The organism is Rathayibacter sp. VKM Ac-2754, assembly GCF_009807095.1.
Taxonomy (GTDB): Bacteria; Actinomycetota; Actinomycetes; order Actinomycetales; family Microbacteriaceae; genus Rathayibacter.
Map to the genome: position 1 here is coordinate 122,139 of NZ_WUCC01000001.1, position 18,471 is coordinate 140,609.

Here is an 18,471-nt window from a genome sequence, read left to right on the forward strand (position 1 = left end):
AGACACGCTCCGAGAGTGCTAGATCCACTGTAGAGGCAAGGCTGGCACTCGTGCAATCAGAGTGCCAAGACGGTCGGCTCGGGGCGGACAGCGGGTGGCCTAGCATGGCCGGATGCGACGCGACGAGCTGGTCGAGCTCCTCTCCCCCGAGGGGCTCCGGCTCCTCGACAGCCTCGACGGCTACCGCTCCGACGACCTCGTGCGCGCGGTCGCGACGCTGCGAGCGGCGGGGCACTCCCCGGGGCTGGTCGCCGCCGTCCTCACCCAGGCGCGCCTCCGGGCGCGGGCCGAGTCGAAGTTCGGCGAGTTCGCGCGCTCGATGCTCTTCACCGACGCGGGGCTCGAGCAGGCCACGCGCCTCCGGGTCGCCGCGCTGCACGCCGGGCGGTTCGCGGCGGCGAAAGCCACGCGCGTCGCCGACCTCGGCAGCGGCATCGGTGGCGACGCCCTCGCGCTCGCGGCGATCGACCTCGAGGTGACGGCCGTGGACGCCGACGAGATCACCGCGACTCTCGCGAGCTTCAACCTCGCTCCGTTCCCCTCCGCCCGAGCCGTGCACGCCGACGCCGAGTCGTTCGACCTCGACGGCTTCGATGCGGTCTACCTCGACCCCGCGCGACGCACTGCCGGGCACCGCGAGACCCGGCGGCTCGAGGATCCCGACGACTACTCCCCCTCGCTCGAGTTCGCCTTCGGTCTCGCCGAGCGCCGGCCGACGGGCATCAAGCTCGGCCCCGGCTTCGACCGCGGGCGCATCCCGGCCGAGGCCGAGGCGCAGTGGGTCTCGGTCGACGGCGAGCTGGTCGAGACAGGTCTGTGGTTCGGCGCTCTGGCGCGTCCGGGCATCCGCCGGTCGGCCCTCCTGCTCGGCTCCGGCGGGGCGTCGGAGCTCACCGCCGCCTCCGACAGCGTGGACGAGGAGGTCGGCGAGCTCGGCGCCTTCGTGCACGAACCCGACGGCTCCGCGATCCGGGCTCGACTGCTCGGCGAGCTCGCGCGCTCGAGCGGCTCGCGCATGCTCTCGCCCGGGATCGCCTACCTCACCGGGGACGCTCCGTCGACGACGCCGTTCCTCCGCAGCTTCCGCGTGCTGGCCGAGCTGCCGCTCGACGAGCGGACGCTGGCCAGGGAGCTGAAGGGGCGCGGGATCGGGGTGCTCGAGATCAAGAAGCGCGGCGTCGACCTCGATCCGGCGCTGTTCCGCAAGAAGCTCGGCCTCAAGGGCGCCGGCAGCGCGGTCCTCATCCTGACCCGGGTGCAGGGCCGGCACCGTGCCCTGCTGGCCGAGCGGGCGGGCTGACCGCGCTCAGTATCCGCTCGAGGAGCCCGCTGCGCCCAGGGCGATGGCGAAGAGCACGATGGTGATCGCGAGGTAGATCAGCGACACGGTGATCCCGGCGAACCCGGTGATGATCGCGGCGAGCGCGAAACCGCGCGCGGCGGGCTCTCGGCGTCGGCCGAGGAAGCCGAGCACGACCGCGGGTGCCGAGAGGATGAAGCCGAAGCCCCAGGCGAAGATCGTGATCACGAGGCCCACGATCCCGAGGATCATGCCGACCAGACTGAGCGTGCGCGGCGGCGCGGCGGGCGCAGGAGGGTAGGCGTACCCGGGAGCGGGCGGGCCGGCGGGGGTGCCGTAGGCGGGAGCGCCGTACGCCGACGCACCGTACGCGGGCGGCTGCGTAGGTCTCGCGTACTCGCCGTCCGACGGCGGCGCCTGGGGCACGGAGGGGGCCTGGGGCGCCGCACGGTCGGCGGGCGGCGCAGTCGCGGCCGGGGGCGCCGGAGGAGCGGGCGGGATGGGAGGGGCCGGGGGCGCAGGAGGGACGGGGACGGAGCCCTGGTGGTCGTCGTCGGAGCCGGGCCGAGTGCTGTCGCTCATGCCGCCGAGCCTAGGGCCTGCGCGCCGGCGACGCTCAGGCGGAGAGGTACCCGTCGGACCTCAGTCCGCCCACGAAGGCGGTGTAGGCGAACCAGCCCGCGACCGCGAGGACGACGACCAGGTAGCCGAGGACGAAGCCGGCGACGGCGATCCCGCGACCGCGCTGGCCGGAGCGCCCGGCCTGCGCGAAGCCGACGTGGCCGAGCACGATCGCGGCGGGGGCGAGTCCGAGCAGACCGCAGATCAGCGCGGCGACGGCGAGCCCGTTGAGCGGCGGACGGAGGACGGGGGCGACCGGCGGCTCGACGGGCTCGGACGGCGGCGGGTACTCCGCCGACGGCGCTCCGGAGGGGGCGGCGTAGGTCGCGACCGGCTCGCTGCTGCGCTCGTCGTCCACGGCGTCTCCCCTCATCGGACGGAGTGCCCCCTCCGGGATCGGAGGGGGCGCGTCGGGTGTCAGTACCCGGTGGTGGGAGCGGTCGCGGCGAGCGCGAAGAGCCCGACGAACGCGATGATCGAGACGATGACGGCGGCGAAGCCGATGACGATGGCGGCGATGGCGAGTCCGCGGCCCTTCTCTCCGGTGCGCTTGATCTGCGACAGGGCGATGAAGCCCAGCACGATGCCGACGACCGAGACGAAGAACGAGGCGATGAAGCCGATGATCGCCAGGATGTTGTAGCGGTCGGAGGCGGGCGTGTACGGAGTGGTCATGGGATCCCCCTTGATCAGGAACGAGCGGATGCGTCCAGCGTGGCAGGGCTCTCGACCGACTGTCAAAATGCTGGATGCCACTTGTGCCGCGGTCTCGTGCAGCGCTATCGGCTCAGCGCACCTGGATCTCGGTGACGGGGAGCGTCGAGTCGGCGCCGAACGAGAGGCTCGAGGGCGCGTGCCCCGCCTCGATGAGCTGAGCGCCGAGCGCCGCGATCATCGCTCCGTTGTCGGTGCAGAGCGAGAGCGGCGGGATGCGCAGGGCGATGCCGGCCGCGGCGCAGCGCTCCTCGGCGAGCGCCCGCACCCGCGCGTTCGCCACCACTCCGCCGCCCAGAAGCAGGCGCGGCACCCCGCGGTCGATGCAGGCCGCGACGGCCTTGGTCAGCAGCACGTCGGCGACCGCCTCGCGGAAGCTCGCGGCGACATCGGCGACGGGCACCTCCTCGCCCGCGTCCTGACGCTTCTCGACCCAGCGGGCCACGGCGGTCTTGAGGCCCGAGAAGGAGAAGTCGTAGCGGTGCCTCTCCCTGTCCTTCGGCAGGGTCAGCCCGCGCGGGAAGCGGATCGCGCGCGGGTCGCCGGTCGCCGCGACGCGATCGATCTGCGGACCGCCGGGGTAGGGCAGCCCGAGCACGCGCGCGACCTTGTCGAACGCCTCCCCCGCGGCGTCGTCGATGGTCTCGCCGAGCAGCTCCACGTCCGAGACGAGGTCGCGCACGTGCAGGAGCGAGGTGTGCCCGCCCGAGACCAGCAGCGCGATGGTCGGCACCTCGACAGGGCTCCCCGGGCTGCCGTCGGCCCGCAGGACGTCGGCTCCGACGTGCCCGACGAGGTGGTTCACGGCGTAGAGGGGCTTCTGGAGCGAGACGGCGAGCGCCTTCGCCGCTCCGACGCCGACCATCAGGGCGCCCGAGAGCCCGGGCCCGCTGGTGACCGCGATCGCGTCGAGCTCGTCGAGGGCGACCCCCGCCTCCGCCAGCGCCGTGCGCAGCGTCGGCTCGAGGGCCTCGAGGTGGGCTCGGGCCGCGACCTCGGGCACGACGCCGCCGTAGCGCGCATGCTCGTCCATCGAGGAGGCGATCGTGTTCGCGAGGAGGGTCGTGCCGCGGACGATGCCGATCCCCGTCTCGTCGCAGCTGGTCTCGATGCCGAGCACGAGCGGGCCGGTGGTCATGGCGTCTCCTGGGAAGCGAGGGGGAGGCGCATCACGAGCGCGTCCACTCCGTCGGGCTGGTAGTAGGCGGGGCGGACGGCGATCTCCTCGAAGCCCTCCGAGCGGTAGAGCGCCTGCGCGACCGGATTGTCGGCGCGCACCTCGAGGAACACCTCGCGCGCTCCGCGCTCGGTCGCGGTCTCGAGGAGGCTGCGCAGCAGTCGACGCCCCAGCCCGGTGCCGCGGGCGGAGGGGACGACCGCGATCGTCTGCACGTCGCCCTCGTGCGCCCCGGCGGGGCAGAGCAGCCCGGCGTAGCCGACGACCGCCTCCCCCAGCTCGGCGACGAGGTAGCGGGTGTGCCGGCTCCGGATCTCGGCGGCCATCATCGACCGCGACCAGGCGTCGCTGGTGAACTCCGACTCCTCGATCGCCATGATCGCGTCGAGATCGGAGCCGTCGGCGTCGCGGAGCACGGCCCCGGTCATCCGGTCACGCGCTTCGGGCCGGCCGAGAGGGTGACATCGGGCGAGCGGAGGTAGAGCGGCTCGTCGGCGGCGGGCGGGCGGCCGGCGGCGCGGGTGCGCACCGCGACCACTCCGAGCTCGGCGGCCGACACCGTCGCCGCCTCGAGCCGGGGCAGGTCGGGGAAGGGCAGCGCGGGCGGCTTGTCGAGACCCGGGCCGGCGAGGCGCTCGGGGATCCCGGCGGCGTCGAGCCCGGAGTAGGCGCTCCAGTAGAGCTCGCGGCGCCGCGCGTCGGTGACGACGAGGACGCCGCCGGAGCGGCCGTGCCGGAAGGCCTCGAGGGCGATCGCGTCGTGCGAGACGACGGGGACGGTCGGGATGCCCCGGCCGAAGGCGAAGGCGCGCGCCGCGGCGATGCCGACCCGGAGCCCGGTGAAGGGGCCGGGGCCCATCCCTGTCGCGACACCGTCGATGCCCGAGGGGGCGACGCCGGCGGCCTCGAGCGCCTCGAGGATCAGCCGGCCGACGACCTCTGCGTGGCGCATCGTGTCGGTCTCGGTCCGCTCCGACCTGACTGCGCCGTGCTCGTCGACGACGGCGACGGAGGTTCCGGAGGAGGTGTCGATCGCGAGGAGCACCCTGACAGGGTACTCGCGGCTCCGCGGATGCCCGGTGCCCGGGCGCGCTCAGGCCCAGCCGGTGCCGCGGAAGCGGACGGAGCGCGGCTCGACCGGCTCCTCGCTCTCCTCGGCGTCCGACCCCCCGGTCGGGCGCTCGATAAGGATGTCGAGCCACGACTCCGCGACGCCGTCGAGCATCCCCGCGCCCCACTCCACGACCACGACCGAGTGCTCGAGATCGAGATCGAGATCGTCGAGCTCGACCGGCGAGCCCACGCGGTAGGCGTCGACGTGCACGAGCGGGGGGCCGTCGTGCAGGGGCGGATGCGTCCGCGCGATCACGAAGGTCGGGCTCGTCACCGGTCCCCGCACGTCCAGACCCTCGCCGAGACCGCGGGTGAACGTCGTCTTGCCGGCTCCGAGCGGGCCCGTGAGCACGAGCAGATCCCCCGCGCGCAGCACGCGGCCGAGTGAGCGGCCGAGCTCCTCCATCGCCTCGGGGTCCGCCACGTCGACGGCGCGGTCGGCGAACCACGCTCGGTCAGGCACGGGCGCCGCTCGCTCCGCCGACCGCCCGGCGCTGCACCCGCGGTCCGATCCGGGTCACGAGCTCGTAGTTGATGGTGCCGCACCAGCGCGCCCACTCGTCGACCGACGGGACGCCTCCCGCCGTCGGGTCGCCCCAGAGGACGACCGGATCGCCCACCGCGACGGGGGCGTCGCCCACGTCGACCACGAACTGGTCCATAGCGACGCGACCGGCGATGCGGTGGCGGCGCCCGGCGATCGCGACCTCGGCGACTCCGGAGGCGCTGCGCGGGATGCCGTCGGCGTAGCCGAACGGGACGAGCGCGAGCGTGGTGTCGGCGCCGGAGCGGTAGGTGTAGTCGTAGCTGACCCCGGTGCCCGGCTCGACGCGGCGCACGCCCGCCACCCGGCCGTGCAGCGTCATCGCGGGCGTCAGGCCGAGGTCGAGGGGGCTCTCGTCGTCGAACGGGGACAGCCCGTAGACGCCGATGCCGGTGCGGACGAGGTCGAGCCCCGCCTCGGGCAGCCGCAGGGCGCCCGCCGTGGCGGCCAGGTGCACGAGGGGTGCCGTGAGGCCGTTCCGCTCGAGGAGCGCCGCGGCCCGCCCGAGGAGCGCCAGCTGCGCGAGGTCGTCCTCGCGCGAGGTGTTCGAGAGGTGCGAGAACAGCCCGGTCAGGTGCAGCGCCCCCCTCGCCGCGTGCCGGCCGAGCGCCTGGGCGATCGACTCCCACTCCGCCTCGGGGGCGCCGTTGCGGCTGAGGCCCGTGTCGACCTTGAGCTGCACTGCGGCGCGGACCCCGCGATCCTCGGCCGCCTGGGCGAGCGCGTCGAGCTGGGCCCTCGACGAGACGGCGACGTCGATGCCGTGCTCGACCGCGCGATCGAAGTCCTCCCCCGGATCGTGCAGCCAGCAGAGGATCGGCGCCAGCACGCCGGCCTCGCGCAGCGCGACGGCCTCGATCAGGTCGGCCGTGCCGAGCGCATCGGCCCCGCCGGCGAGCGCGGCCTGCGCCGCGAGGAGCGCGCCGTGCCCGTAGGCGTTGGCCTTGACGACGGCCATCAGTCGTCGGGCACCGGTCAGCTCGCGCAGGCGCGCGACGTTCGCCGCGATCGCATCGGTGTCGATCAGGGCCTCGCGGAACGAGAGCGGCGCGATCACGACTCGGCCACCACGAAGGCGCAGGCGACGCCGGCGTCGTGCGTCATCGAGAGGTGCAGCCGGGCGATGCCACGCGCCTCGGCGGCGGCGCGAGCCGGCCCGTGCAGCGCGAACGACGGGTTGCCGTGCTCGTCGCGCACCACGACCATGTCGTGCCAGCGCGCGCCGGCGGAGTCGCCGAGCGCCTTGATCAGCGCCTCCTTCGCCGCGAAGCGACCCGCGAGGGAGGCGACGGGCAGGGCGCGTTCGCTCTCGGCGAACAGGCGGTCGCGCAACCGCGGAGTGCGGGCGATCGCCCGCTCGAAGCGGGCGAGGTCGACCACGTCCACGCCGATCCCCACGATCACGACGCGGTCACTCGACCGTGACGGACTTCGCGAGGTTGCGCGGCTGGTCGACGTCGAGACCCTTGGCCGACGCCAGCTCCATCGCGAACATCTGCAGCGGAGTGACGGCCAGCAGCGGCTCGAAGAGCGGGTCGGCCAGCGGGATCGGGATGACCTCGTCGGCGATCTGGATCGCCGCCGTGTCGCCCTGCTCCGCGATCGCGATGACCCGCGCGCCGCGCGCCTTGATCTCCTGGATGTTCGAGATCACCTTGCGCTGCAGCTCGTACGACTCGCTCGGGCTCGGCACGATCACGAAGACGACCTGACCCGGCTCGATCAGCGCGATCGGCCCGTGCTTGAGCTCGCCCGCGGCGAAGCCCTCGGCGTGGATGTACGCGAGCTCCTTGAGCTTGAGCGCGCCCTCGAGGGCGACCGGGTAGCCGACGTGGCGACCGAGGAAGAGCACCGCGCGCGTGTCCGCCATCCAGCCCGCGAGCTGGGCGATGTCCTCGGAGGCGTCGAGCACTCGCGAGAGCTTCTCGGGGATCGCGGCCAGCTGCGCGGCCTGCGAGGCCACCAGCTCGGCGGAGGCGGCGCCGCGCACCGTCGCCAGGTGCAGGCCGAAGAGGTAGAGGGCCGCGATCTGGGCGACGAACGCCTTCGTCGAGGCGACCGCCACCTCCGGACCCGCGTGCGTGTAGAGGACGGCGTCGGACTCGCGCGGGATGGTCGCACCCTGCGTGTTGCAGACCGACAGCGTCTTGGCGCCCTTCTCGCGGGCGTACTTGACCGCCATGAGCGTGTCCATCGTCTCGCCGGACTGGCTGATCGAGACGACGAGCGTGCGCGGCGTCAGCACCGGGTCGCGGTAGCGGAACTCGTGGCTCAGCTCGACCTCGACGGGCACGCGAGCCCACTTCTCGATCGCGTACTTCGCGACCATGCCCGAGTACGCGGCGGTCCCGCAGGCGATCACCGTGATCCGGTCGATCTCGGCGAGGACCCCGTCGAGGCTCTCGAGCTCGGGCAGCGTGATCGCGCCGTCGTGGATCCGGCCGCGCAGCGTGTTGGCCACCGCCTCCGGACCCTCGGTGATCTCCTTCGCCATGAAGCTCGACCAGCCGCCCTTCTCGGAGGCGGAGGCGTCCCACGCGATCTCGAACGGCTCGGTCTCGACGGCGTTGCCGAAGAAGTCGGTGACGGTGACGAGCTCGGGCGTGATCGTGACGATCTGGTCCTGGCCGATCGCGACGGCGCGGCGCGTGAACTCGACGAACGCGGCGACGTCGGAGCCGAGGAAGTTCTCGCCGTCGCCGAGGCCGATCACGAGCGGGGAGTTGCGGCGGGCGCCGACGACGACGCCCGGCTGGTCCTGGTGCAGGGCGAGGAGGGTGAAGGCCCCCTCGAGCCGGGCGACGATCGCCTGGAAGGCGAGGACCAGGTCGCCGGTGCGGCGGTACTCGCGGGCGATCAGGTGCGCCGCGACCTCGGTGTCGGTCTCGCTCTCGAAGACGGCGCCCTCGGCCTCGAGCTCCTCCTTGAGCGGCTGGAAGTTCTCGATGATGCCGTTGTGGATGACCGCGAGCTTCCCGTCGTCGGCCAGGTGCGGGTGGGCGTTGCGGTCGGTCGGCCCGCCGTGCGTCGCCCAGCGCGTGTGACCGATGCCGGTCGTGCCCTCGGCGAGCGGACGCGCCTCCAGATCCTCGACCAGGACGCTGAGCTTGCCCGAGCGCTTGCGGCTGTCGAGCTGCCCGTCGGCGTCGATCACGGCGACGCCCGCGGAGTCGTAGCCGCGGTACTCCAGACGCTTCAGGCCTCCGAGCAGCACAGCCAGGCTGTCGCGCTCACCGACGTATCCCACGATTCCACACATGTGCTCGATCCTAAACGGCGGCCGATCACTCGGGCGGCAGGGGCTCGATCCCGCCGGGCCGGGATGCGGCGGCCAGTAGGAGGCGGCCAGTAGGGGACGGCCAGGAGAAGGCGGCCAGTAGGATCGGTGGTCATGCCGTCGTCAGCTCGTGATCCCGGGCGCGAGGCGCACCCCTCCCCCTTCGTCGAGATCTCCCGAGCCGACTGGGCCGAGCTGGCCCGCACGACGGAGCTGCCGCTGACCGAGACCGAGGTCGTGCAGCTGCGCGGGCTGGGCGACCGGCTGAGTCTCACCGAGGTCGCCGAGGTGTACGTCCCCCTCTCGCGGCTGCTGACGCTGTACGCGGGCGGCGCGCGCCACCTGCATCGGGCGACGAGCCTGTTCCTGGGTGAGCGGGCACAGGCGACGCCCTTCGTGATCGGAGTCGCCGGCTCGGTCGCGGTGGGAAAGTCGACCATCGCGCGGCTGCTGCGCGAGCTGCTCGCCCGCTGGGACGACACTCCGCGGGTCGAGCTGGTCACCACCGACGGCTTCCTGCTGCCCAACCGCGAGCTCGAGCGCCGTGGGCTGATGAGCCGCAAGGGATTCCCGGAGTCGTACGACCGGCGGGCGCTGCTGCGCTTCGTGTCGGAGGTGAAGGGCGGGGCGGCGGAGGTGCGCGCACCCTTCTACTCGCACCTCTCGTACGACATCGTGCCCGACGCCGAGATCGTCGTCCGACGGCCCGACGTGCTGATCGTCGAGGGCCTGAACGTGCTCCAGCCGCCGGTCCCCGGGCACGGGCTCGCGGTGAGCGACCTCTTCGACTTCACCGTCTACGTCGATGCGCGCACGAGCGACATCGCCCGCTGGTACGAGGAGCGCTTCCTCGCCCTGCAGCAGGGCGCGTTCGCGAACCCGAACTCGTACTTCCACCGCTACGCCGCGCTGACCCCCGACGAGGCGCGCACGCGCGCCCGCGACATCTGGTCGGCCATCAACGAGCCGAACCTCGTCCAGAACGTGCGCCCGACCCGCTCCCGCGCGAGCCTCGTCCTGCGCAAGCAGCCCGACCACTCGGTCTCCTCGGTCCTCCTCCGCAAGATCTGACCTGGGCAGCGCGCCGGTCGGTCAGCCGGTGGGCTTCCAGAGAGAATTACTCCCCGAGCGTGATTCCCCCGTGCTCGCTGATCGAGTAGCCGCGGAACGCGGCGTATCGAGATCCACATCCTTCAGAAGGCCGGGGCCGAAGCCCGATCTGCTGACGCTGGTGGGTCTCGATACGCCCCTGCGGGGCTACTCGACCAGCATGGACGGCCGCGTGCGCGCCGGCTCGGGGGCGGGCCGGCCAGCCGGCCGGCGAGTCCGTCCGAGTTGAGCGCACCGGATCGGCGAACGCCTTCAAGGCATCGTCCGAATCGCGTGCCAAGCGATTCGGACGCGCCGAACGCACCACGCTCCACCCGCCCAACCACTCCGCGAACCCGACCGCAGAACTCCGGGCAAGGACCGGCGTCCCCATGAACACAGGCGTCGTCCGAATCGCGTGCCAAGCGATTCGGACGCGCCGAACGCACCACGCTCCACCCGCCCAACCACTCCGAGAAGCCGACCGCGGGACTCCGGGCAAGGACCGGCGTCCCCAGAGAACCCAGCCCGACCGCGGAACGCCGGGCAGGGACCGGCGTTCTAAACGGCGGAGCGCAGCTGCGCGAGCACGACAGCCGCCAGCGACTCCGCGAGCCGGTCGGCCGTCTCCTGGGTCTTCGCCTCGACCATCACGCGGACCATCGGCTCGGTTCCGGAGGGGCGCAGGAGCACCCGGCCGTCGGTCCCGAGCTCGGTCGAGGCGGCGGCGACGGCGGCGGCGATCACGTCGTCGTCGTGCACGCCCTCGCGGTCGACACCGCGGACGTTGACGAGGGTCTGCGGGAAGACGCGCATCACCGAGGCGAGTTCGGCGAGCGTCTTGCCGGTGCGCGCCATCTCGGCGGCCAGCTGCAGCCCGGTGAGGACGCCGTCGCCGGTGGTCGCGTAGCGGCTCATGATGACGTGGCCCGACTGCTCGCCGCCGAGGGAGTAGTCGCCCTCGTTCATCGCCTCGAGCACGTAGCGGTCGCCGACCCCGGTCTGGATGACCCGGATGCCCGCGTCGGCCATCGCGAGCTTCAGCCCGAGGTTGCTCATGACCGTCGCGACGAGCACGTTGTCGCGGAGCACGCCGCGCCGCGCCATCGAGGTCGCGAGGATCGCCATGATCTGGTCGCCGTCGACGATGCGGCCGTCGGCGTCGACGGCGAGGCAGCGGTCGGCGTCGCCGTCGTGGGCGATGCCGAGGTCGGCACCGGCCGCTCGGACCGCCTCCGCGACGTTGTCGAGGTGGGTCGAGCCCACTCCGTCGTTGATGTTGAGACCGTCGGGATCGTTGCCGATCACCGTGACGGTCGCACCGGCATCGGTGAAGACGTCGGGCGAGATGCCGGCGGCCGCGCCGTGGGCGCAGTCGATGACGACGTGCAGGCCGTCGAGCCGGGTGCTGCCGAGCGAGCCGAGCAGGTGGACCACGTAGCGGTCCTCCGCGTCGGAGAACCGGCGGATGCGTCCGACGTCGGCGCCGGTCGGCGTGAGCGGCGGGACGCCGAGGGCCGCCTCGATGCGGTTCTCGAGCTCGTCGGGCAGCTTGCGCCCGCCCGCGGCGAAGAACTTGATGCCGTTGTCGGCGGCGGGGTTGTGCGAGGCCGAGATCATCACGCCGAAGTCGGCGCGCTCGTCGGCGATCAGGTACGCGGTGGCGGGCGTCGGGATGACGCCGGCGTCGAGGACGTCGACTCCCGCGCTGGCGAGTCCCGCGGCGACGGCCGCTCCGATGAACTGACCGGAGATGCGGGGGTCGCGGGCGAGGACGGCGACGGGCCGCCGGCCCTCCGCCCGGGCGGCCGCTCCGAGTACACGGGCGGCCGCCTGGGCGAGGCCGAGAGCCAGGTCGGCCGTGACATCGCGATTAGCGAGGCCACGGACGCCGTCGGTTCCGAAAAGGCGCGGCATAGCGCTGTCCACTTCTCGAGCTACTGGTCGAGCGGCACGGAGGCCGCGGCGACTAGCGCTTCGAGAACTGGGACGCCTTGCGGGCCTTCTTGAGACCGGCCTTCTTGCGCTCGATGACGCGAGCGTCGCGGGTGAGGAAGCCGGCCTTCTTGAGGATGGCGCGGTTGTTCTCGCGGTCGATCTCGTTCAGCGCACGCGCGATAGCGAGGCGGAGCGCACCGGCCTGGCCGGAGGGGCCACCGCCGGTGATCTTCGCGACCACGTCGTACGAGCCGACGAGGTCGAGGACCTTGAAGGGGTCGGTGATGAGCTGCTGGTGCAGCTTGTTCGGGAAGTACTCCGCGAACTCGCGAGCGTTCACGGTCAGGCTGCCGGAGCCCGGGACCAGGCGCACGCGGGCGATGGCCTGCTTGCGTCGGCCCACGGCTGCGCCGGAGACGTTGAGGACGGCGCGGGGCGTCGAGGACGCCTCGGGTGCCGCGCTTTCGGTGGAGTAGCTCTCGGGAGCCACGTCGAGCTGGTCTGCGATCTTCGCCACGGTGTAGGTGATCCTTTGTCTTCGAAGTCTGAGGTGTCGGGGAGGGCCGGAGCCTACTGGGCGACCTGGTTGAACACGTACGCCTGGGGCTGCTGCGCCGCGTGAGGGTGCTCGGAGCCCGTGTAGACCTTCAGCTTGCGCAGCTGCGCACGACCGAGGGAGTTCTTGGGGAGCATGCCGCGGATGGCCTTCTCGACGGCGCGGATCGGGTTCTTCTCGAGGAGCTCGGCGTACGTGGTGGCCGAGAGGCCGCCCGGGTAGCCGGAGTGGCGGTACGCCTTCTTCTGGAGGAGCTTCTGACCGGTGAGGGCCACCTTCTCGGCGTTGACGATGATGACGAAGTCGCCCATGTCCATGTGCGGCGCGAAGGTCGCCTTGTGCTTGCCGCGCAGGAGCGCCGCGGCGTGGGTGGCCAGACGACCGAGGACGACGTCGGACGCGTCGATGACGATCCAGTCGTGCTGGACGTCAGCCGGCTTCGGAGAAAAAGTGCGAGTCACTGTGAGTGCTGCTTTCTGGTCGGAGTGAGGTGTTCGTGAATCCCGCTCCGTGGCCGTTCGATCCGCGAGGCGGGCGAACTGGACCGGTGGAGGGCTCAACTTCGGGCGCTCGGCACACGGCCGAAAACACCAAGGGTCGACATTACAGCAAAGAGCTCATCAGCGGAAGCGCGGCACCGCAGCGGCACGGCGCCGGCGGTCAGGACGGGTCCAGCCCCAGCACGCCCAGCGCATCCGTCGCGAGGGTCTCGATCGCCTCCTGGTCGCCGACGAACGACCGGACCGTCACGAGCTGATCGCCGACGAGCACGACGAGGGTCGATGCGGCGTCTCCGGCGGGGTCGCCGGCCCGGAAGAACGCGCGGTCGCCGAGCTCGCTCGACTCGGTCGCCCCCGTCGCCTCCTGCTCGTCGACGGTGTCCTCCGTCGCTCCGGTCGCCGCCTGCAGCGCCAGTGCCGACGGGTTGCCGGCCATCGCCCAGGAGCAGCCGTCGGTCTCCCCCGAAGCGGTGACGAACCCCGACGGGAGCCCGAGCGCCTCCTCGATGGTCTCGACCGGGAGGATCGCGGCGCAGTCGAGCGCCTGCAGCGGGGGTGCGGTGGGAGTCGTCGCGGCCTGCTCGGGCGTCGGCTCGACCGCACCGGTCTCGACCGCGGGCGCGGTCGTCGCGGGCGCGACGGTGACCTGCGCCCCCTCGGGGATGTCGATGGCCGGTGACGAGCACGCGGCGAGGGCGACGGCGAGCACCGCGATCGGGACGGCGGTGCGGAGGAGGCGGATCATGCGGGGTCCTTCCCATCGGAGTCGACCGTAGCCACTGTCCGCTTGGTGCGGGTGATCACGGCGCGCTCTGCGAGGAAGGCGTCGTCGGGGTAGTCGATCTCCCGGAGGATCAGCCCCCGGGCGGGCATCACCCCGAAGGCGTTCGTCCGGGCGGCGGCGTCCCGCAGCCCGGTGACCTCCTCGGCGGCGAGCTTGCCCATCCCGACCGCCACGCACGCGCCGACGAGGGCGCGCACCATGCTGTGGCAGAACGCGTCGGCACGCAGGTGCGCGTGCAGCACTCCGTCGGCGTCGCGCTCCCACTCGAAGTCGAGGAGGCTGCGGATGGTCGTCGCTCCGACCCGGGCGCGGCAGAACGAGGCGTAGTCGTGCAGCCCGAGCAGCGACTGCGCGGCGCGGGCCATCTCGCTCTCGTCGAGCGACTCGGTGATCCAGGTGGTGAAGGTGCGCTCGAGCGGATGCCGCATCGACGACGCGTCGGCCAGGCGGTACTCGTAGCGCCGCCACCGCGCCGAGAAGCGGGCGTCGAAGCCCTCGGGCGCCGCCGAGATCCGGTGCACGGATACGTCGGAGTACTGACCGAGGTACCCGCGCAGACGCCGCTCGAGGGCCGCGGCCGGCAGGAGCGTCTCGTCCGTGGCGCGCCGGGGCCCGCTCAGCCGGCGCCACTGCTCGTCCGTCAGGTCGAGGTGCGCCACCTGGGCGCTCGCGTGCACGCCGGCGTCGGTGCGGCCGGCGACCGTGACGACCGGGCGCTCCTCCGACCGCAGGAGCACCGCGAGGGCGTCCTCCAGGACTCCCTGCACGGTCCGGAGGCCCGGCTGCTTGGCCCAGCCCGCGAAGTGCGTGCCGTCGTAGGCCAGGTCGAGGCGGACGCGGTGCGGCATCCGTCGAGTCTAGGTCGTCGGCTCGGGCCGCTCAGGCGACGGCGAGATCCACTCCGAGCGAGCCCAGCACCGCGACCGCCCAGTCGAGCAGCGCGGGCTGATCGCCCACGAACGAGACGATGTGCAGCTCCCGGCCGCCGGCGAGGACGGCGAGCTCTGACGGGCTCGAGGAGGCGTCGCCCGGCACCCAGTAGGCCGCCATGCCCAGCGGGACCGGGACGGCTCCGCGGGAGTCGCCTTCGCCGGTGAACGTCTCGACCAGCCGCCCGGGTGCGACCGACACGACGACGGCGGAGGGGTTGCCCGCGATGGCGTAGGTGCAGTCGCCGTCGACGACCGAGGCCGTCGCGGTGCCTCGCGGCAGCCCGACCCGGTCCTCCAGTGCACTCGCGGGGAGGGCCGTGCTGCAGTCGAGCGCGACGGCGACCGAGGGCGCCGGCTCGGCCGAGGGCGCCGCGGTGCCGGTCGGGGCGGCGGCGGCGGATCCCGCGGACTCCGGCACGTCGATCACGGTCCCGGAGGCGCATCCGCTCAGCAGCAGCGCGGTCGCGAGCACGAGAACCGGGAGACGCAGGCGCACAGAACCCCTTCGGAGGATCGACGGAGCGGCGGCTCCGATCGCGCCGGTCGTGACGCTGACACCGCGTCGGAAGGCGGATCACGCCATCGTATGCGACGTTCCGCGCCACGGCGCAGACGACGAGAGCCCCCCGTCCCGGTGGGGACGGAGGGCTCTCGAGGTGGGACCGGGACTACTTGGTCGCGGTTCCGGTCTCCTCGACGGGAGCGTCCTGCACGGGCGCGTCCTCGACGGGCGCGTCCTGGACGGCCGTCTCGTCGGTGGCGACGGTCTCGTCGGCCGCGGCGTCCTCGACGGGCGCCTCGTCCACCGGAGCGGCGACGGGAGCCGTCGTCGTGGTGGTGCGCGACTTCTTCGCCTTCGGGGTCACGGGCTCGAGGACGAGCTCGATGACGGCCATGGGCGCGTTGTCTCCCTTGCGCGGGCCGATCTTCGTGATGCGGGTGTAGCCGCCCTCACGCTCGGCGACCAGCGGCGCGATCTCGGTGAAGAGCTCGTGCACGACGGACTTGTCGCCGATCGTCGCGAGGACGCGACGGCGGGCGTGCAGGTCGCCGCGCTTGGCGAACGTCACGAGACGCTCGGCGAGGGGACGCAGGCGCTTGGCCTTGGTCTCGGTCGTCTTGATGCTCTTGTGCGTGAACAGGGCGGCGGCCAGGTTCGCGAGCAGCAGACGCTCGTGTGCGGGACCGCCTCCGAGGCGGGGACCCTTCGTGGGCTTGGGCATGGGTTTACTCCAGTACTAAAGGGGTGTCAGCAGGTCGATCGCGAAGAGCCTCAGGCTCCGGTGGCGGAGACCTAGATGCTCTCGTCGTCGTAGCTGTAGAAGTGGGCGCCGTCGAACCCGGGAACCGAGTCCTTCAGCGACAGGCCCAGCTCGGTCAGCTTCTCCTTGACCTCATCCACCGACTTCTGTCCGAAGTTGCGGATGTTCATGAGCTGCGTCTCCGACAGGGCGACGAGCTCATTGACGTTGTTGATGCCCTCGCGCTTGAGGCAGTTGTAGCTGCGCACCGAGAGGTCGAGATCCTCGATGGGCATCGACAGCTCGGTCGAGAGGACGGCGTCGACCGGCGCGGGGCCGATCTCGATGCCCTCGGCCGCGTTGTTCAGCTCGCGGGCGAGACCGAACAGCTCGGTCAGCGTGCGACCGGCCGAGGCGATGGCGTCGCGCGGCGTGATGGCCGGCTTCGACTCCACGTCGACGACCAGGCGGTCGAAGTCGGTGCGCTCACCGGCACGAGTCGCCTCGACGCGGTAGGTGACCTTGAGCACGGGCGAGTAGATCGAGTCGACCGGGATCTGGCCGGCCTCGGAGAACTCGCTGCGGTTCTGGGTCGCCGAGACGTAGCCGCGGCCGCGCTCGATGGTGAGCTCGAGCTCGAACTTCGCCTTGTCGTTCAGCGTGGCGATGACGAGCTCCGGGTTGTGGATCTCGACACCGGCCGGAGCCGAGATGTCGGCGGCGGTGACCTGGCCGGCGCCCTGCTTGCGCAGGTAGGCGGTGATCGGCTCGTCGTGCTCGGACGAGACGACGAGACCCTTGATGTTCAGGATGATCTCGGTGACGTCCTCGCGGACACCCGGGACCGTCGTGAACTCGTGCAGCACTCCGTCGATCCGGATGCTGGTGACAGCGGCGCCGGGGATGGAGGACAGCAGGGTGCGACGCAGCGAGTTGCCGAGCGTGTAGCCGAAGCCGGGCTCGAGGGGCTCGATGACGAAGCGGGAACGGAACTCCGAGATGTTCTCCTCGGTGAGCGTCGGGCGCTGTGCGATAAGCACTGATGATTCCTTTCCGTCACGTGTCCGCTATATGACACGTGCGTGTGCGAGGTATGAAGTTGTGAAAGAAATGCGCGATCCGCCGGTCGGCCCCACTCCCCGCCCGGAGGCGGTTCGTGCGGCCGACCGACGGCTGCGAGTGCTGGTGCTAGACGCGACGACGCTTGGGCGGGCGGCAGCCGTTGTGCGCCTGCGGGGTGACGTCGTTGATCGAGCCGACCTCGAGGCCAGCGGCCTGGAGCGAGCGGATCGCGGTCTCGCGACCGGAGCCCGGGCCCTTCACGAAGACGTCGACCTTCTTCATGCCGTGCTCCTGCGCCTGACGCGCAGCCGACTCGGCGGCGAGCTGGGCGGCGAAGGGCGTCGACTTGCGCGAGCCCTTGAAGCCGACTCCACCGGACGAGGCCCAGCTGATGACGGCCCCTGCGGGGTCGGTGATCGAGACGATGGTGTTGTTGAACGTCGACTTGATGTGGGCCTGGCCCACAGCGATGTTCTTCTTCTCCTTGCGGCGCGGCTTGCGCGCGGCCGACTTGGGGGTAGCCACTTCTTTATCTCCTCTAGGTCCGTGTCGCCCGCGTTACTTGCGGCCGGCCTTCTTCTTGCCGGCGACGGTGCGCTTGGGTCCCTTGCGGGTGCGCGCGTTCGTCTTGGTGCGCTGTCCACGGACCGGGAGGCCGCGACGGTGGCGGATGCCCTCGTACGAGCCGATCTCGACCTTGCGGCGGATGTCGGCGGCGACCTCGCGGCGGAGGTCTCCCTCCACCTTGTAGTTGCCCTCGATGTAGTCGCGGAGGGCGACGAGCTGGTCGTCGCTGAGATCCTTGACGCGGATGTTGCCGTCGATCTCGGTGTCGCTCAGAACCTTGAGCGCCCGAGTGCGGCCGACACCGTAGATGTAGGTCAGTGCGACCTCCACGCGCTTCTCGCGCGGGATGTCTACTCCTGCCAGACGTGCCATTGTGGCTTCTCCTGTGAGTGAGTGGAGGTGTGATGCAACGTCGGTGCCTCGGCCTCCAGCCGAAGGTGTCCTCGCCGTTCATCCCGTTCACCGGGATGCTGCGCGATTTCTGACGTTGCGGAGTGTTCTTCTGTCTTCGTCGGGGCGGCTGACCGCCCCTGCACTCCCGTCGGAGCAGCGGGTTCGTCCCGGAGGACTAGCCCTGGCGCTGCTTGTGGCGGGGGTTGCTGCTGCAGATGACCATCACGTTGCCGTGGCGGCGGATGATCTTGCAGTGGTCGCAGATGCGCTTGACGCTGGGGTTGACCTTCATTGTTCTTGTCCTTGATTTCGCTGGCGTCGTGCTCCCGGCGGATGCCGGGGCCGTTCCTTACAGGACACGCACGTCGCGAACCTCAGCGGAGCGAACGTCTACTTGTAGCGGTAGACGATCCGGCCGCGGGTCAGGTCGTAGGGGCTCAGCTCCACGATCACCCGGTCCTCGGGGAGGATCCGGATGTAGTGCTGACGCATCTTGCCCGAGATATGGGCGAGAACTTTGTGTCCGTTGGTCAGCTCCACGCGGAACATCGCGTTGGGGAGCGCCTCGACAACCGCACCTTCGATTTCGATGACACCGTCTTTTTTGGCCATAGCCTCACTGTCGTTCGGAAGTAGTGTGTGTACTGGTCGTGCGAATGTTTC

Annotated in this window: 24 protein-coding genes; 2 read left to right on the top strand and 22 right to left on the bottom strand. The window is 71.6% G+C overall.

Translation table 11 applies throughout. From position 1 onward, the window contains the following. Positions 1-112: 112 nt before the first annotated feature. Positions 113-1,300 carry a class I SAM-dependent methyltransferase gene (locus GRS92_RS00600; RefSeq protein WP_159852354.1) on the top strand — a complete coding sequence of 396 codons (1,188 nt, stop codon included), beginning with the start codon at positions 113-115 and terminating at the stop codon, positions 1,298-1,300. 6 nt (positions 1,301-1,306) lie between these two features. Here the strand turns inward: GRS92_RS00600 and GRS92_RS00605 are convergent, their stop codons facing one another. The 10 genes from GRS92_RS00605 to glmS all read right to left on the bottom strand — a co-directional run bounded on the left by GRS92_RS00605 (position 1,307) and on the right by glmS (position 8,728). Beyond that, a complete protein-coding gene (locus GRS92_RS00605) occupies positions 1,307-1,882 on the bottom strand; it encodes a DUF4190 domain-containing protein (RefSeq protein ID WP_159852356.1) in 576 nt (191 codons plus the stop codon). A 34-nt stretch (positions 1,883-1,916) separates the two neighbouring features. Next, positions 1,917-2,279, bottom strand: a complete 363-nt coding sequence (locus GRS92_RS00610; protein ID WP_235021739.1) for a DUF4190 domain-containing protein — start codon at positions 2,277-2,279, stop codon at positions 1,917-1,919. Between the two features lie 59 nt (positions 2,280-2,338). Then, complete coding sequence (locus tag GRS92_RS00615; protein ID WP_159852360.1) at positions 2,339-2,596, bottom strand: DUF4190 domain-containing protein; 258 nt, start codon at positions 2,594-2,596, stop codon at positions 2,339-2,341. 112 nt (positions 2,597-2,708) lie between these two features. Further along, positions 2,709-3,773 carry a tRNA (adenosine(37)-N6)-threonylcarbamoyltransferase complex transferase subunit TsaD gene (gene tsaD, locus GRS92_RS00620; protein ID WP_159852362.1) on the bottom strand — a complete coding sequence of 355 codons (1,065 nt, stop codon included), beginning with the start codon at positions 3,771-3,773 and terminating at the stop codon, positions 2,709-2,711. Continuing rightward, positions 3,770-4,240 carry a ribosomal protein S18-alanine N-acetyltransferase gene (gene rimI, locus GRS92_RS00625; RefSeq protein WP_159852364.1) on the bottom strand — a complete coding sequence of 157 codons (471 nt, stop codon included), beginning with the start codon at positions 4,238-4,240 and terminating at the stop codon, positions 3,770-3,772. The genes tsaD and rimI overlap by 4 nt, the downstream gene beginning before the upstream one ends. After that, entirely contained in the window at positions 4,237-4,857 is a 621-nt protein-coding gene (gene tsaB, locus GRS92_RS00630; protein WP_159852366.1) for a tRNA (adenosine(37)-N6)-threonylcarbamoyltransferase complex dimerization subunit type 1 TsaB, read from the bottom strand. The genes rimI and tsaB overlap by 4 nt, the downstream gene beginning before the upstream one ends. Positions 4,858-4,905: 48 nt before the next feature. Beyond that, a complete protein-coding gene (gene tsaE / locus GRS92_RS00635) occupies positions 4,906-5,331 on the bottom strand; it encodes a tRNA (adenosine(37)-N6)-threonylcarbamoyltransferase complex ATPase subunit type 1 TsaE (RefSeq protein WP_159853223.1) in 426 nt (141 codons plus the stop codon). Positions 5,332-5,380: 49 nt separating this feature from the next. After that, positions 5,381-6,526: an alanine racemase gene (alr, locus tag GRS92_RS00640; protein ID WP_159852368.1), complete on the bottom strand. Its 1,146-nt coding sequence runs from the start codon at positions 6,524-6,526 to the stop codon at positions 5,381-5,383. After that, positions 6,523-6,873, bottom strand: coding sequence for a holo-ACP synthase (locus tag GRS92_RS00645; protein ID WP_159852370.1), 351 nt, complete (start codon positions 6,871-6,873; stop codon positions 6,523-6,525). The genes alr and GRS92_RS00645 overlap by 4 nt, the downstream gene beginning before the upstream one ends. Positions 6,874-6,880: 7 nt before the next feature. Further along, positions 6,881-8,728, bottom strand: a complete 1,848-nt coding sequence (gene glmS, locus GRS92_RS00650; RefSeq protein ID WP_159852372.1) for a glutamine--fructose-6-phosphate transaminase (isomerizing) — start codon at positions 8,726-8,728, stop codon at positions 6,881-6,883. A 132-nt stretch (positions 8,729-8,860) separates the two neighbouring features. On the opposite strand from glmS, the gene coaA reads away from it, so the two are divergent. After that, positions 8,861-9,817 carry a type I pantothenate kinase gene (coaA, locus tag GRS92_RS00655; RefSeq protein WP_159852374.1) on the top strand — a complete coding sequence of 319 codons (957 nt, stop codon included), beginning with the start codon at positions 8,861-8,863 and terminating at the stop codon, positions 9,815-9,817. Between the two features lie 579 nt (positions 9,818-10,396). Here coaA and glmM read toward each other — a convergent pair. The 12 genes from glmM to infA form a co-directional block, all read right to left on the bottom strand. Next, positions 10,397-11,752 (bottom strand): phosphoglucosamine mutase, encoded by a 1,356-nt coding sequence (gene glmM / locus GRS92_RS00660; RefSeq protein WP_159852376.1) that lies wholly within the window; start codon positions 11,750-11,752, stop codon positions 10,397-10,399. A 52-nt stretch (positions 11,753-11,804) separates the two neighbouring features. Beyond that, positions 11,805-12,290: a 30S ribosomal protein S9 gene (rpsI, locus tag GRS92_RS00665; protein WP_159852378.1), complete on the bottom strand. Its 486-nt coding sequence runs from the start codon at positions 12,288-12,290 to the stop codon at positions 11,805-11,807. 53 nt (positions 12,291-12,343) lie between these two features. After that, positions 12,344-12,790 carry a 50S ribosomal protein L13 gene (gene rplM, locus GRS92_RS00670; RefSeq protein ID WP_159852380.1) on the bottom strand — a complete coding sequence of 149 codons (447 nt, stop codon included), beginning with the start codon at positions 12,788-12,790 and terminating at the stop codon, positions 12,344-12,346. A 199-nt stretch (positions 12,791-12,989) separates the two neighbouring features. After that, on the bottom strand, positions 12,990-13,574 hold the full coding sequence (locus tag GRS92_RS00675; RefSeq protein WP_159852382.1) for a hypothetical protein: 585 nt from the start codon (positions 13,572-13,574) through the stop codon (positions 12,990-12,992). Continuing rightward, positions 13,571-14,461 carry a tRNA pseudouridine(38-40) synthase TruA gene (gene truA / locus GRS92_RS00680; protein ID WP_159852384.1) on the bottom strand — a complete coding sequence of 297 codons (891 nt, stop codon included), beginning with the start codon at positions 14,459-14,461 and terminating at the stop codon, positions 13,571-13,573. Before truA ends, GRS92_RS00675 begins: the two co-directional genes overlap by 4 nt. A 31-nt stretch (positions 14,462-14,492) precedes the next feature. After that, positions 14,493-15,041, bottom strand: a complete 549-nt coding sequence (locus GRS92_RS00685) for a hypothetical protein (RefSeq protein WP_159852386.1) — start codon at positions 15,039-15,041, stop codon at positions 14,493-14,495. Between the two features lie 172 nt (positions 15,042-15,213). Then, positions 15,214-15,768: a 50S ribosomal protein L17 gene (gene rplQ, locus GRS92_RS00690; protein ID WP_159852388.1), complete on the bottom strand. Its 555-nt coding sequence runs from the start codon at positions 15,766-15,768 to the stop codon at positions 15,214-15,216. Positions 15,769-15,839: 71 nt separating this feature from the next. Beyond that, complete coding sequence (locus GRS92_RS00695) at positions 15,840-16,826, bottom strand: DNA-directed RNA polymerase subunit alpha (RefSeq protein ID WP_055787173.1); 987 nt, start codon at positions 16,824-16,826, stop codon at positions 15,840-15,842. Between the two features lie 148 nt (positions 16,827-16,974). Continuing rightward, positions 16,975-17,373 carry a 30S ribosomal protein S11 gene (rpsK, locus tag GRS92_RS00700; protein ID WP_056037257.1) on the bottom strand — a complete coding sequence of 133 codons (399 nt, stop codon included), beginning with the start codon at positions 17,371-17,373 and terminating at the stop codon, positions 16,975-16,977. A 33-nt stretch (positions 17,374-17,406) separates the two neighbouring features. Then, complete coding sequence (gene rpsM, locus GRS92_RS00705) at positions 17,407-17,787, bottom strand: 30S ribosomal protein S13 (RefSeq protein WP_159852390.1); 381 nt, start codon at positions 17,785-17,787, stop codon at positions 17,407-17,409. Positions 17,788-17,983: 196 nt separating this feature from the next. Then, on the bottom strand, positions 17,984-18,100 hold the full coding sequence (rpmJ, locus tag GRS92_RS00710; protein WP_055787164.1) for a 50S ribosomal protein L36: 117 nt from the start codon (positions 18,098-18,100) through the stop codon (positions 17,984-17,986). A gap of 98 nt (positions 18,101-18,198) precedes the next feature. Beyond that, complete coding sequence (gene infA / locus GRS92_RS00715) at positions 18,199-18,420, bottom strand: translation initiation factor IF-1 (protein ID WP_022883252.1); 222 nt, start codon at positions 18,418-18,420, stop codon at positions 18,199-18,201. Between the last annotated feature and the right edge of the window lie 51 nt (positions 18,421-18,471).